The organism is Agrobacterium sp. NPDC090273, from assembly GCF_044772305.1.
Lineage (GTDB): Bacteria > Pseudomonadota > Alphaproteobacteria > Rhizobiales > Rhizobiaceae > Agrobacterium.
In genome coordinates, this window is sequence record NZ_JBIVYN010000004.1 from 17,719 (window position 1) to 30,929 (window position 13,211).

Annotated in this window: 12 protein-coding genes; all 12 read right to left on the reverse strand. The window is 58.6% G+C overall.

Features of this window, described 5'->3' with window-relative positions; genetic code table 11:
• Positions 1-10: 10 nt before the first annotated feature.
• A complete protein-coding gene (locus tag ACIQT8_RS12085) occupies positions 11-1,705 on the reverse strand; it encodes a DUF4166 domain-containing protein (protein WP_400965475.1) in 1,695 nt (564 codons plus the stop codon).
• A gap of 59 nt (positions 1,706-1,764) precedes the next feature.
• Positions 1,765-2,190 (reverse strand): thiol-disulfide oxidoreductase DCC family protein, encoded by a 426-nt coding sequence (locus ACIQT8_RS12090; RefSeq protein ID WP_400965478.1) that lies wholly within the window; start codon positions 2,188-2,190, stop codon positions 1,765-1,767.
• Positions 2,191-2,348: 158 nt separating this feature from the next.
• Complete coding sequence (locus ACIQT8_RS12095) at positions 2,349-3,758, reverse strand: sensor histidine kinase (protein WP_400965481.1); 1,410 nt, start codon at positions 3,756-3,758, stop codon at positions 2,349-2,351.
• Positions 3,759-3,767: 9 nt separating this feature from the next.
• Complete coding sequence (locus tag ACIQT8_RS12100) at positions 3,768-4,526, reverse strand: response regulator transcription factor (RefSeq protein WP_138794900.1); 759 nt, start codon at positions 4,524-4,526, stop codon at positions 3,768-3,770.
• Positions 4,527-4,637: 111 nt separating this feature from the next.
• On the reverse strand, positions 4,638-6,200 hold the full coding sequence (locus tag ACIQT8_RS12105) for a Do family serine endopeptidase (RefSeq protein ID WP_138794899.1): 1,563 nt from the start codon (positions 6,198-6,200) through the stop codon (positions 4,638-4,640).
• Between the two features lie 154 nt (positions 6,201-6,354).
• Positions 6,355-6,807, reverse strand: a complete 453-nt coding sequence (locus ACIQT8_RS12110) for a cytochrome c-type biogenesis protein CcmH (RefSeq protein WP_400966323.1) — start codon at positions 6,805-6,807, stop codon at positions 6,355-6,357.
• Positions 6,807-8,798, reverse strand: a complete 1,992-nt coding sequence (locus ACIQT8_RS12115; protein ID WP_400965486.1) for a heme lyase CcmF/NrfE family subunit — start codon at positions 8,796-8,798, stop codon at positions 6,807-6,809. The genes ACIQT8_RS12110 and ACIQT8_RS12115 overlap by 1 nt, the downstream gene beginning before the upstream one ends.
• On the reverse strand, positions 8,795-9,274 hold the full coding sequence (gene ccmE / locus ACIQT8_RS12120) for a cytochrome c maturation protein CcmE (RefSeq protein WP_400965488.1): 480 nt from the start codon (positions 9,272-9,274) through the stop codon (positions 8,795-8,797). The genes ACIQT8_RS12115 and ccmE overlap by 4 nt, the downstream gene beginning before the upstream one ends.
• Positions 9,271-10,416, reverse strand: coding sequence for a c-type cytochrome biogenesis protein CcmI (gene ccmI, locus ACIQT8_RS12125; RefSeq protein ID WP_400965491.1), 1,146 nt, complete (start codon positions 10,414-10,416; stop codon positions 9,271-9,273). The genes ccmE and ccmI overlap by 4 nt, the downstream gene beginning before the upstream one ends.
• 136 nt (positions 10,417-10,552) lie before the next feature.
• Positions 10,553-10,987: a hypothetical protein gene (locus ACIQT8_RS12130; RefSeq protein ID WP_138794983.1), complete on the reverse strand. Its 435-nt coding sequence runs from the start codon at positions 10,985-10,987 to the stop codon at positions 10,553-10,555.
• A 105-nt stretch (positions 10,988-11,092) separates the two neighbouring features.
• Positions 11,093-12,493, reverse strand: coding sequence for a HAMP domain-containing sensor histidine kinase (locus ACIQT8_RS12135; protein WP_262525042.1), 1,401 nt, complete (start codon positions 12,491-12,493; stop codon positions 11,093-11,095).
• Positions 12,483-13,154: a response regulator transcription factor gene (locus ACIQT8_RS12140; protein WP_003497063.1), complete on the reverse strand. Its 672-nt coding sequence runs from the start codon at positions 13,152-13,154 to the stop codon at positions 12,483-12,485. The genes ACIQT8_RS12135 and ACIQT8_RS12140 overlap by 11 nt, the downstream gene beginning before the upstream one ends.
• Between the last annotated feature and the right edge of the window lie 57 nt (positions 13,155-13,211).

Sequence of the window (13,211 nt, forward strand, 5' to 3'; positions counted from 1 at the left end):
TCCTTTGGAGCTAGGCGACGTCCTCAATGACCGGCAAATCCTGCCGCGCCTGCGCTGGTTGCAGCCTTCCCTTGTACGCAACGATCGGGCCGATCAACGGCAGCGAAATATCGATGTCGAAACAGAAATCGTTGCCTTCCTGTGTTTCGAAACTCGCACCTGATGGCAGCAGGAAGTCGGGCAACGGGACGCCCAACACGCGCCAGCGACGCGGAACGAACGCCAACCGGCCATCGTGCAGCACAAGTGCAAGGGCCACCGTGACGATGCCGCAACGTTCCAGCAGCAGATACGTATCCTTGCCGAAGCCAGGTGACTGAACAGACGAGAAGCGTCTTCCGCCGAAGTTGCGTGTCCAGCGCTCCCCGTCTTTCTCAGGAGTAAGTGTTACGCTGACGGGCACCTGATCTGCCGCTTTGGGAAAGCCGAATAGTGCGGAGATCATTCGCGCCATGATGCCTTGTCCGCGCCGGACCTCAGCAAAGCCGTGCCAGTTCCGGGTTGCAAGACTCTCGTGCAGTTCGCGCAGTCGCGGCGGCAGATCGTCAAAGGCCGAGCCCAGCACCTTGCGAAACAAGGGCAAAGTTGGTTCGTCACGACGGAAACCGGTGAAAATGGTCTTGCGGCGAAACAGCCTTTCGTAATCGGCAAGATCAAGCGCGTGGGCGCCCGAGCGGGCACCTGGTTGCGGTCGCTCGCCAGCCTGCAATTTGCGAATGATCGCTTCTATTGCCATCGAGGGGATGTAAGGACCATCGTCCCCCTCCGCCAACATATGCCAACTCATCTCCGTGGGGTTGCCGTCTGCCAGACCGTGGGCGTGCACAAACATGCCGCCCCGGTGTTCGCCAAAGCGCAACAGGTTCAAGACGGTATAGAAAAAGACAGAGAGCGGCTCGAAGGAACGCAAACCAAAACGCGCTCGCGCTTTTGCCAGCAGGTTGAGCATGCGGTGCAGAATTTCAGGCGTGGGACCAGCACCCATCCAGATATCTTTCATTGTCGCATGTTCCGGCGGGATCACCTGCAGGTCCGGCACATCGACCAGTGAGAAGTGCACGTTCCTGAGCGGGAGCTTTCCGGGAACAGCCACTGTGTAGCGCATGCTTTCCGCCAGCCCAATGCCGTGAGCGTGCTTGCCGTCTCGCCGGAGCTTGACCGGCGCCCCGGCATAACCCGCCACGGCGCGCATCACGTTCAGACCAATTCCGGCATAAGGGGAAGGCGCGATGCCACCTTGTACCGAGACGACGTCCATCTCCTTGGCGATCTCGCGCAAAACAGCCGCCGTCAAAACGGGAAAACTGCTGACACCTGAGAGAACGAACACACCCGCGGACTTCGCGTGGGCATCGAACTGGCTGACACCGAAAACAAAGTCGGCGGCGTCGGCAAAGTCCAGATAATCGATATGTGCCTCAAGACACGCTTCTAAAACTGCGTAGCGTTCGGTCCCGTAATCCTGAAAAGGGCCCGAAGCATCGACAACGAGACCGGGAGCATGGACGTGCAAGGCAGTTTTAATATCCTGACGATCGAGTGCGACGGGCGTAAGTTTCGGCCGCCCCTTATAGCCCGCACAAAAGGCCTCGGCGCGGGTCAGCTTTCGACCGCAGACCAGAATTTCCAGACCGGACATATCGGCAAGCAGTTCTGCAAGCCGACCGCCAAACACACCATAACCGCCGAGGATCAATATCTTCACCGACGCACACCCCAATCGATTTTCAAATGACGATCTTTAAAAACGCCTGCACTTCCCGTTCAAAGGATTCGGCTCCTGTATTCGGGCGGCGCGACCCAGCACTCCTGCCGTTTCCCGAACCAGCGATATCGGTTGCGCGCGACAAGGCGATAAACAGGATCACACAGAAAAGCGGGGATGACACGCACTATGCCGAGCAACCGCCAAGGAAAGCCTAGCGCTTCGTAGACGCCGAGAACGGCGTCACTGTCCTGGCGAATCCTGTCGCCATCGACAAGCAGAAGGCTGACCGGGTTTTTCGGGTCCATACCGTGACGTCGGTAGATTTCCGCGCCGATGACGCCCTGCATGGAGGCCAGCCGAAAATGTCCTGCCCTGTCGTGTTTCAGGACGAATTGCGCATTTGCGGCGCACAGAACGCATTCGGCATCGAAGAGAATGATCGGACCTTGCCGTTCCATATCCGCCGGGGCCGCGCTTGCCATCTGTCAGTCTTCCTTGTGCCGATCGCCATGAAAAACACAGAGATCAGAATGAACCAAAGAGCAATATTTCGATCAATATTCTTCAGTTCAACACAAAAGAACAGGCGCCATTTGACGCACCAGCAGTCCCCCGGAAGTCGACGATAATCTCCTGCCGGCTACGATTTTGTGACTGGAAAAACCATGGAAACGGTCAGGCCCGGAGATGCGGCATTGGCTGGATTGGTGTCTGATAGCGCCAATGAACCACTGTGCAACTCCATAACGGCCTCCACGAGAGAAAGACCGAGGCCTGTTCCTGGCTTGGAGCGACTTTCATCCAGTCGCACGAACCGTTTCAGCACTTCCTCGCGCTTGTCGGCGGGAACTCCCGGCCCGTCGTCGGCGACGGAGAGCACGATGGAATCCTGCTGTTTTGTCAGTCGGACCACGAGCTTCTTCTCGCCCTCAGCTTCGCTCGCATACTTCATCGCGTTGTCGATCAGGTTGGAAAGTGCCTGACCGATCAGTTCGCGATTGCCCTTGACGGACAACCCCTCCTCGATCTCGGTCGTCAGAACCAGCCCGGCGTCTTCTGCAACAGGTTCGTAAAGTTCCGCACTGTCGGCAGCGATCGCAGACACATCCACATCGGTCATTTCGGCAGCAATGGAACCTGCCTCAACACGTGAAATCATCAGAAGCGCATTGAAGGTGCGTATGAGTTGGTCGGATTCCGCGATGATCCCTTCAAGGGCAGCGCGCCGCTTCGTTTCATCGGCATCGTTCAATGCGTCGGCGGCCTTGTTTCTCAATCGCGTCAGCGGTGTCTTGAGGTCATGGGCGATGTTGTCGGAAACCTGCCGCAACCCCTCATTCAGCTTCTCGATGCGACCAAGCATGGCATTGAGCGAGCCCGACAGACGATCGAACTCATCCCCGGAGCGGCCTTGCGGCAGACGCTGTGAGAGATCGCCCGCCATGATCTTTTTCGTGGCGGCAGACATGCGGTCGATGCGTTTCAGGGCGTTGCGACCAATGCCGAACCAGATGAGCAGCGCACCGGCACTCATGATCGCCAGCGCAACCATCAGCGCGTTGCGGACCAGTGCCCGGAATTTGGTTGGTTCACCAAGGTCGCGTCCGATCAGGATGCGCAGGCCATTGTCCAGCGTGAAAACATTGGCAGTTGCCAGATGCTGCACACTGTCTCCGCTCTCCGAGTAACGCTCGTAGCTAAAGGGGAAGCCTGTCCAGCCCTCCTTGTCGAACACGCCCGGTTCCACGGAGGCGACATTACCGGCAAGAATTTCACCGTTCGGTCCAGCGATGATGTAGAGGCTTGCTCCCGGCTGGCGTGCCCTACGCTCCATCATCCGCAACAGCGGATTGATGCCGCCGCGGCCATAGATGCGCTGCACATCGGCCACTTCCTGCAGCACGGCATCGCGCGTCTGCTGGTTCAGCAGGCGCTCCGACAAAGCCGTAACGTAAAACACCAGGAAAGCGGCACACAGTGCAAACAGCAGGATATAAAGCGCCGACAGGCGGACCGCTGTGGACCGGAACAATATTCTAAGGCGGGCCATTTTCGCCAATCAGCCCTCGTCCTTCATCATGTAACCCGCACCGCGAATGGTCTTCAAAAGCGGCTTCTCGAAGTCCTTCTCGATTTTCGAGCGGAGACGGGACACATGCACGTCGATAACATTGGTCTGGGGATCGAAATGATAGTCCCAGACATTTTCCAGGAGCATGGTACGGGTCACGACCTGTCCGGCATTCTTCATCAGATATTCCAGCAGGCGGAATTCGCGCGGCTGCAGCAGGATTTCCTTGCCGTTGCGGCGCACGTCGTGGGAGAGCCGATCCAGTTCCAGATCGCCAACACGATAAACCATGTCCTGTTCGGGTTTGCCCTTGCGGCGGCCCAGCACCTCGATACGGGCGAGCAGCTCTGAAAAGGCGTAGGGTTTGGGCAGATAGTCGTCGCCACCGGCACGCAGCCCGGTGACACGGTCATCCACCTGTCCGAGTGCGGACAGGATCAGAACCGGGGTTTCGATACCGCGACGGCGCAGTTCGCTGATGACGGACAGTCCGTCGCGACGCGGCAGCATGCGGTCGATGACCATGACATCATAGGCGTTTTCGCAGCCCATGAACAAACCGCTTTCACCGTCGCTGGCGTGATCGGCGACAATTCCGGCTTCCCGGAACGCCTTTGTCATGTAGGCAGCAGCCTCAAGGTCGTCTTCAATGACTAGAATCTTCATGTGCGGGACAATAGCGCCCTCGCCCTTTTCCGTACAACCGGAAACAGATGCGGGAGACAGTTCCTGAACCTTGTTTTCCACGAGAAGTCCTCCGGATATACGGCGGGAGGCCGACGGGAGCCGGCCTGCGTCCTGCTTCATATCGGGGTGGCGGGGAGACGGCACCAGCCGCTCCCCGTCCCGTTCAGATCATCAGCCCTGATCGATATCGAGAGCGATGAAGCGGCTGCCATTTTCCGTCTGGATCTGGAACAGCGCCTTGGAACGACCGTCCTTCTTGGCCTGTTCGAGGATCTTCTCGACATCGGCTGCGGACGCAACCTGCTGGTTGTTGACCGAGGTGATCTTTTCACCCGTCTTCAGACCACGAGCGGCGGCATCGCTATCAGGATCGACATCGGTGATGGCAAGGCCATTGCCGTCATCGGAAGGCGCAACCGTCAGACCGAGGCTGGAGAGAGCCTTTTCGCTGGAAGGCTGGCTGCCGTTGTCGTCATTCTGGGTCGGCGTTGCCTTGGAAGCATCGTCGCTAGCCAGATCGCCGAGCGTCACGGTTACCGACTGAGACTTGCCGTCACGCCACAGCGAGACTTCAATCTTGCTGTTCGGCGCCATGCCACCGATACGACGCGAGAGATCACGTGCATCCTTCACCGGATCGCCGTTGACAGCGGTGATGATGTCACCCTGCTTGATACCGGCCTTGTCGCCCGGAGAACCGGCCTGCGGAGAAACGACCAGAGCACCGCTTGCTTCAGACAGACCCAGCGATTCAGCAATATCCTTGCTTACCGGCTGGATCTGCACGCCGAGCCAACCACGCTCAACCTTGCCGTCCTTCTGAAGATCGGCAATCACGTCCTTGGCGACGGAGGCCGGGATAGCAAACGCGATACCGACGTTACCACCCGACGGAGAGAAGATCGCGGTGTTGATACCGACCACTTCGCCGTTGAGGTTGAAGGCTGGACCACCAGAGTTACCACGGTTCACAGCAGCATCAATCTGGAGGTAATCGTCGTAAGGACCGGAGCCGATGTCGCGGCCACGGGCAGAAATGATACCCGAGGTAACAGTACCGCCGAGGCCGAACGGGTTACCGACTGCAACAACCCAGTCACCGACACGAACCTTGCTGTCATCGGCAAAGCGGACATAGGTGAACTTGCGGTTCACATCGACCTTGAGCAGAGCCAGATCGGTGCGCGGATCGCGACCAACCAGCTTGGCATCGAGTTCGGTGCCGTCGTTCATGACAACCGTATATGCGGAACCGTCATCGACGACGTGGTTGTTGGTAACGACGTAACCGTCTTCAGAGATGAAGAAGCCGGAGCCCTGTGCAACAGGACGCAGCGGACCCTTGCCATCACGGTGGCGGTTCGGGCCACGATCGCCGCGGTCACCACGGTCCATGTTAGGGCCGCCGAACTCCTTGAAGAAGCGCTTCAGCGGATGGTCATCGGGAAGCTGGTCAAGACCGCGTCCACCGAAGTTAAAGGAAAAGCTGTTGCTGTCATCGGAGGCAGGCTGGACATTCGACTGGACGCGAACAGAAACAACGGCAGGCGAAACAGCATCGACGACGTTGGCGAAGCTCGGAACCTGCGGAGCGTTGACTTCAACCGGAGCAGCGAAGGACTGTGCGATTGGCGCAGCAACACCGGTCGAGAGCATCAGCGCGGCAAGACCGCCAACGGTCGTTGCCTTCAGAAAATTCTTCAGCGAGGGACGTCCGTTTTGCGAGTTAGACATTTTCGTACCTTCTTTCTTCATTCAGACAGGAACCCGTTTGACCGGGGAAGCGGTGGATGATGAAGATATAAGAGGCGACACCTTACAGCGAAGTGTCTGACGAATGAAAAAATCGTAATGTTGGAAAAGACTTCAGACGCGGAAAATAAACCGCTTATTTTTCAGTAAGGCCGCGGATTCTCGCTTCTTCTTCCGGCGTCAACATTGTGCCTTGCGGCAAGGCAGCCCGGCGACGGGAGAACACGAAAACGGCAAAAGATCCGGCAAGAATGAGGAGAATGGGGGCGCCCCAAAGGAGAACGGTGCGCAGGCTGAGACGCGGTTTCAGCAGCACGAACTCGCCGTAGCGCGACACCACGTAATCGATCACAGCCTGATCGCTGTCACCTTCAGTCAATCGTTCGCGCACCAAAACTCTAAGATCGCGAGCCAGTTCAGCGTTGGAATCGTCGATGGACTGGTTCTGGCAGACCATGCAGCGCAACTTCGACGTCAGATTTCTCGCCCGCCCTTCCAGCACCGGGTCTTTCAACACCTCGTCGGGATTGAAAGCAAAGGCCGGCAAGGCAAGGAGTGAAAGCAGCAGCGCCACAAGCAGTTTGCGCATCATTCCGCAGCCTCCAGCGTCGGCGCTTTAACCGGCTTTGCCTTGCGGTTTGGCGCACCGACGCGCAACCGTCTGTCAGACAACGAAACGAAACCGCCCAACATCATGAACAGCGTTCCACCCCAGATGCAGAGAATGAAGGGCTTCCACCAGATACGCACGACGATACCGCCATCTTCCATGGGATCGCCGAGCGACACGTAAAGCTGGCTCAAACCGAAGGTCAGGATACCCGCTTCGGTGGTCGGCATGCGTCTTGCGGTATAGAGGCGCTTCGATGACCAGACATCGCCGACTTCAACGCCCGCCTTGCGAACGGTGAAATGGCCGCGATCCTCGGTGAAGTTTGGACCGACGGCATGGCGTATGCCGTCGAAGGTCAGGCTGTAGCCACCGGCTTCAGCAGTCATGCCCTGCTTCATCTCGAGCACGGTTTCGGTTTCGAAGGTGGTGACGATCACGATGCCAAGCACCGTGATGCCGAGCCCCATATGGGCAAGTGCTGTTCCAAAGGCCGAACGCGGTAGACCCTTCAGACGTCGGAAAGCAATGGAGAAGGCGAGTTTGCCGAAATTTGCTCGATACCACAGATCAGCGAATGCGCCCAATACCAGCCAGAAACCGGCAGCGATGCCAAGCGCTGCCAGGACCGGGCCACCGTTTTCCACGTACCACAGTGTCAGACCGGCAAGTGCGGCAAGCCCTGCAACCACATAAAGGCGCTGAAATGCTCCAAGCAGGTCGCCGCGTTTCCATGCGAGCAGCGGACCGAACGGCGTCACGATCAGGATCGGCACCATCAACAGGCCGAAGGTAAGATTGAAGAACGGTGCGCCGACGGAGATTTTCTCTCCCGTCAATGTTTCGAGGATCAACGGATAGAGCGTACCGATCAGCACAGTCGCGGTCGCAACTGTCAGGATCAGGTTATTGAGAACGAGCGCGCCTTCACGCGAGATTGGCGCAAACAACCCGCCTGCCTTCAACTCCGGTGCCCGCCAGGCAAACAGGGCAAAGGCACCGCCGATGAAGATCATCAGGATACAGAGGATGAAGATGCCACGGCTTGGATCGGTCGCGAAGGCGTGCACCGAGGTCAAAACACCGGAGCGAACGAGGAACGTCCCGAGCAGCGACAGCGAAAAGGTCATGATCGCCAACAGCACTGTCCAGATTTTCAGCGCCTCGCGCTTTTCCATGACCAGAGCCGAATGCAACAAAGCCGTTCCGGCAAGCCACGGCATGAAGGATGCGTTTTCAACCGGGTCCCAGAACCACCAACCACCCCAACCGAGCTCGTAATAGGCCCAGTAAGACCCCATGGCGATACCGGCCGTCAGGAAAGTCCAGGCAGCCAGCGTCCAGGGCCTGACCCAACGTGCCCATGCGGCATCAATCCGGCCTTCGATCAGCGCTGCAACAGCAAAGGAGAAACAGACCGAAAAACCGACATAGCCGAGATAGAGCAGTGGCGGATGAATGGCGAGACCGAAATCCTGGAGGATCGGGTTGAGATCCTGTCCCTCGGCGGGCGCCGGATCAAGGCGCAGGAAGGGATTGGACGTCAGCAGAATGAAGAGCAGGAACGCGACACCGATCCACGCCTGGACGGAAAGGACATTGGCTTTCAGCGTCTCCGGCAGGTTGCGCCCGAACACGGAAACAAGCGCACTGAAGAATACGAGGATCAGCAGCCACAGCAGCATGGACCCCTCGTGATTTCCCCACACGCCCGTCAGCTTGTAAAGCATCGGCATCAGCGAATGGGAATTTTCCCAGACGTTGCGGACGGAGAAATCCGAAACGGCATAAGCGCGCGTCAGGGCCGCGAAGGACAACGATACCAGAAGAAACATCACCACCGAGCCGAGCGATGCGATGTCCATCAGCGCCCGGTCGTTGCGGCGGGCACCGATGACCGGCAGGATCGAGACGGTCAAACCGACGCCGAGCGCCAGAACGAGTGCATAGTGGCCGATCTCGTTGATCATTGCGTCGCTCCGGTCTTGTCCGTCGAAGCCCCGTCACCTTCGGTGTGCTGCCACAGCCCCTTGTCTTTCAGGCGGTCAGCGACTTCCTTCGGCATGTAGTTCTCGTCGTGCTTGGCCAGAACGCTATCGGCAACGAAACCATGTGTCGCTGCGTCAAACGTGCCTTCCGTCACCACACCCTGCCCCTCGCGGAACAGGTCCGGCAGAATGCCGGTATAGGTCACCGGCACGGTGGCCGATCCGTCAGTGACCGTAAAGCTTACAATCCTGCCCTCACCCCGCTTGACCGAGCCTTCCGCAACCAGTCCACCCAGACGAATGCGTGTGCCCGGATTGACCGGTGTTTTCTCCAGATCGGCAGGCATGTAGAAATAGGCGATCGACTGGCCGAAAGCGAACATGACGAGCAGCACCGCCATCATGATGAAGCTCACGCCGCCGCCGATGATTGCAAGCCGTTTCTGTTTGCGGGTCATTGTGTTGCACCCTCCTGCGGCACAAGTCCGTCAGTGGAAATTCCGAGTTCCCTGGCGAGCGCCAGAAGCTGTTTGCCCTGTTCGCCCTGCGGCGGGAACGCGGCAAGACCTGATTTCAGCGCCTCATTCGCCCTGTTGCCGTTTTTCAGAACGGCATAGGCTCGAACCAGGCGCATCCATCCATCAAAGTCGGCAGGATTGTCGCGCATCTTGGCCTCAAGGCTTTCGACCATCCCCTCGATCATCGCCTGCCGGTCGGCGGGCGCCATGTCTTTTGCCGCGGCAACATCTTCAGCCGTTGGTCCAGGCTGCGCTACGCCACCAGTACCGGCTCCGGTCGTGCGGGCAATATGCTCACGCACAAGCGGCAGCCACGGCGCACCGGCCGATGCATCCTTGGCAAGTGCGGTGAACGCCGCCTGCGCTTCCGGCATCTTGCCAGCCTGCTCCAGAGACAGCGCCAGATAGAAACGTGCTCGCGGATTACCGGGTCTCTGACGCTCGGCATCCTCGAAGGACGACCGGGCAGCCTCGATGACAATGCCGTCATTCATTGCGACCAGCGTCTCGCCGAGACCGGTCAGGCGTTCCGGATTTTCTCCCAGCAGACGGATAGCATTGCGGTAAGCCATTTCGGCGTCACCCAGACGCTGGGTCTTGAAGTAGATCGGAGCAAGCACATCCCATCCACCGCCATCCGCTGGATTCTGCGCCAGATGTCTCTCAACCTTGGCAATCAACAGGTTCATGTCGTTGCCGGGGTTTTCAAGACGTGCCTCGAGCGGCAAGTCCGGGGCATCCGGACTTCCCTGCCAAATGTAAAGACAGAGACCGAGTGCTGGAAGCAGGACAGTGATAAAGGAGACGGCCAGATTGTGGCGGCTTGGGCGAACGGAGTTCGCGGTCTCCTCGGCATCGGCTGCGGCCAGCAGGCGACGACCGATTTCGGCGCGCGCATATTCAGCCTGCGTGTCACCGATCAGGCCCGCCTGACGCTCGCGCTCAAGCTCTCCGAGCTGATCGCGGTAAACGGCAACCTCTCCGTCGCGGCGGCTTTCAGCCACCTCGGTCTTCCGCATCAACGGATACATCAGGGTGATGGCGACAGCCGCCGTCAATATTGCAACGACAATCCAGAACATAGAGGCTCAATTACTCGAATGCGCGCCGCATGAAAACACGCGTATTGGGAATGACGTAAATTTGAGACATCACGTCGCATGCCACTCTTCCAGCGACAGGCGCTTTCTGGATCAGGCAAGCACACTGCGCCTTGATTTACGTCAATGGTGACCAGCTTCCATCAGGGTTGCGACAGGCTGCACCGCGCACGCGCGTTTCCTTGCCGTCTACCGTCAGCGTATGGGAATATTGCCGGCAATTCTGGTTTCCGACCTGGTATGGCGCGTTGGCGATAACCTGCCCGCTGGCATCGTTGCCGGTCCAGCTTACCGGTGTTCCAACCGGCGCAGTCTCAAGTGCACGATATTCGGCCTCAAGCGCCTTTGTCTGGTCACCACGGTCAAGCTGCACACCGCTGCGTCCAACGATACCGCCCTGGAGATTGGCAAGGAACGGCGTGGAAGGCTGCGACGAGCGGCCAAACAGCCCACCGCCACTGCTTGCTGTCCGCGTGTTTGTCGTCGTGCAGGCGCTTAACATCGACACGCAGAGGACCGACAGAAGCACAGGGCGCGACACCAGAGAACGCATCGTTACGGAACGGCCGTTATCGTAAACGTCAACCAAACTCAGTCCTCACTACCATCGCATTGCACGCATTGTATCGCCATTGAATTTCTTGCTTTTTTTCTTGGATCACGCAAGTTCTTTCGACAGTCCAGGCAAAATCAGATCGGCCTTCAGACCGCCAATCGCGCTGCGCGACAAAGAGAAACGGCCATGATACTCCGACACCACTTCGCTGACGATGGAAAGACCGAGACCCGTTCCCGGTCGGCTTTCATCAAGGCGCCTGCCACGCTTCATCGCTTCGCTGATCTGTTCCGGCTCCAGTCCCGGCCCGTCATCCTCAACCGTCAGTTCGATCCAGGCTCGGCGGGCAATCTCCGGGTCTGACGACGGATGGGTACCTGCGGCGACCCGTACGATCACCTGATGCTTCGCGAAACGGGCCGCATTTTCCAGGAGGTTGCCGACGACTTCCTCGAGGTCCTGCTGCTCCATCGCCAGAACACTGCCCGGCACATCGAATACCAGGGAGAACTGCTTGTCGGGGTTCAGGCGGCGCATGACGCGCACCAGCCGCTCGAGTGCCGGTTCAGCTTCAGCACGGGCCAGAATCGAGCCGCGCTGGGCCGCGATACGGGCACGTGACAGATAGGACTGCACCTGAGCCTGCATGGCATCTGCCTGTGCCCGTACGAGATCACCATGCTGCGGCTCCAGCGTCCGTGCTTCGTTCAACAACACGGCAATCGGCGTTTTCAGCGAGTGCGCCAGATTGCCCACCTGCATTCGGGCGCGCTCCACGATACGGCGGTTGCTGTCGATCAGCGCATTGACCTCATTTGCCAGCGGCTGGATTTCCCGTGGGAATTCGCCCTCGAGGCTTTCGGCTTCGCCGCCTCGAATCTTGCCAAGTGCAACACGGGCCTGATCAAGCGGGCGCAACGAATAGAGAATGGCAAGACCATTAACGACAAGACTGCCGACACCGAAAACCGCGAGCGCCAGATAGAGGCTGTTGGAAAAATCCCGAACATCATCCTCAACGACGTTGAGGTTGCCGGAGACGCGGAAACGCGCAGCTCGCCCCTCACCGTCCAGTACCACTTCCGTTTCGGCAACCTGCACGCGATTGCCCGCTTCATCGGTCACGGCATAAAAGCGCTCGTAGCGATTGTCGAAGGGTACATCGAGAATCCCCGGCACTGGCAGCGAGGCAACGCCGAGCGAGGACGAAACCAGCGGTGCGGTCTGGAAATTGCCAAGCGGCTCCACCACCCAGTACCAGCCGGTATCGGGCTGTGAAAATCTGAGATCACCGAGCTGCGGGCTGCCCGCTAGGGTATTCTCGTTTGAGATCGTGATCGAGTTGATCACGTTGTAGAGCTGGGCGCGCAAAAGATCCGTGAAGCTACGCTCCACGCCCTGACGATAGAGCGTGGAAATCACCACCGCAATCACCACCAGCGCCAGCACCGACCAAAGTGAGGCGAGCAGCAGGACGCGGGCGGTGAGTGAGTTACTTCGCATCTGCGGGCGCTTGCATCCGATAACCGAGGCCACGGATCGTCTCGATCAGGTCGACGCCGAGCTTTTTACGCAGGCGGCCAACGAAAACCTCGATCGTGTTGGAATCGCGGTCGAAATCCTGATCATACATATGTTCGACCAGTTCCGTCCGAGACACGACCTCACCCATGTGATGCATGAGATAGGAGAGCAGTCGGAATTCGTGCGACGTCAGTTTCAGCGTCGTTCCGTTGACTGTTGCCTTGGACGACTTCGTATCAAGCCGCACGGGGCCACAGACCAGTTCGGATGACGCATGACCGGCAGCACGGCGAATGAGAGCACGAACACGCGCCAGAACCTCTTCCACATGGAACGGCTTCGTCACGTAGTCGTCGGCACCCGCATCAATGCCGGCCACCTTGTCGCTCCAGCGATCGCGCGCCGTGAGGATCAGGACAGGCATGGCCTTGCCGGCAGCGCGCCATTTCTCCACAACGGTGATACCGTCCATCTGCGGCAGACCGATATCGAGCACGATGGCATCATAGGGCTCCGTATCGCCGAGATAATGGCCTTCTTCGCCATCGAATGCCTGATCGACAACATAACCGGCTTCTTTCAAAGCATCGGTCAACTGGCGATTGAGGTTTGCATCGTCCTCGACAACGAGAATGCGCATGATCCGCCCTTTCCTGTCCGCCGCAGCCTGTTTTCGTGCTTCGGTCTTCTTGTATTG

Coding starts and splice junctions, on each gene's coding strand:
- ACIQT8_RS12090 (WP_400965478.1), bottom strand. CDS start 2,190: ATGGCAAGCGCGGCCCCGGCGGATATGGAACGGCAAGGTCCGATCATT.
- ACIQT8_RS12095 (WP_400965481.1), bottom strand. CDS start 3,758: ATGGCCCGCCTTAGAATATTGTTCCGGTCCACAGCGGTCCGCCTGTCG.
- ACIQT8_RS12130 (WP_138794983.1), bottom strand. CDS start 10,987: ATGCGTTCTCTGGTGTCGCGCCCTGTGCTTCTGTCGGTCCTCTGCGTG.
- ccmE (WP_400965488.1), bottom strand. CDS start 9,274: ATGACCCGCAAACAGAAACGGCTTGCAATCATCGGCGGCGGCGTGAGC.
- ACIQT8_RS12105 (WP_138794899.1), bottom strand. CDS start 6,200: ATGTCTAACTCGCAAAACGGACGTCCCTCGCTGAAGAATTTTCTGAAG.
- ACIQT8_RS12110 (WP_400966323.1), bottom strand. CDS start 6,807: ATGCGCAAACTGCTTGTGGCGCTGCTGCTTTCACTCCTTGCCTTGCCG.
- ACIQT8_RS12135 (WP_262525042.1), bottom strand. CDS start 12,493: ATGCGAAGTAACTCACTCACCGCCCGCGTCCTGCTGCTCGCCTCACTT.
- ACIQT8_RS12115 (WP_400965486.1), bottom strand. CDS start 8,798: ATGATCAACGAGATCGGCCACTATGCACTCGTTCTGGCGCTCGGCGTC.
- ACIQT8_RS12140 (WP_003497063.1), bottom strand. CDS start 13,154: ATGCGCATTCTCGTTGTCGAGGACGATGCAAACCTCAATCGCCAGTTG.
- ccmI (WP_400965491.1), bottom strand. CDS start 10,416: ATGTTCTGGATTGTCGTTGCAATATTGACGGCGGCTGTCGCCATCACC.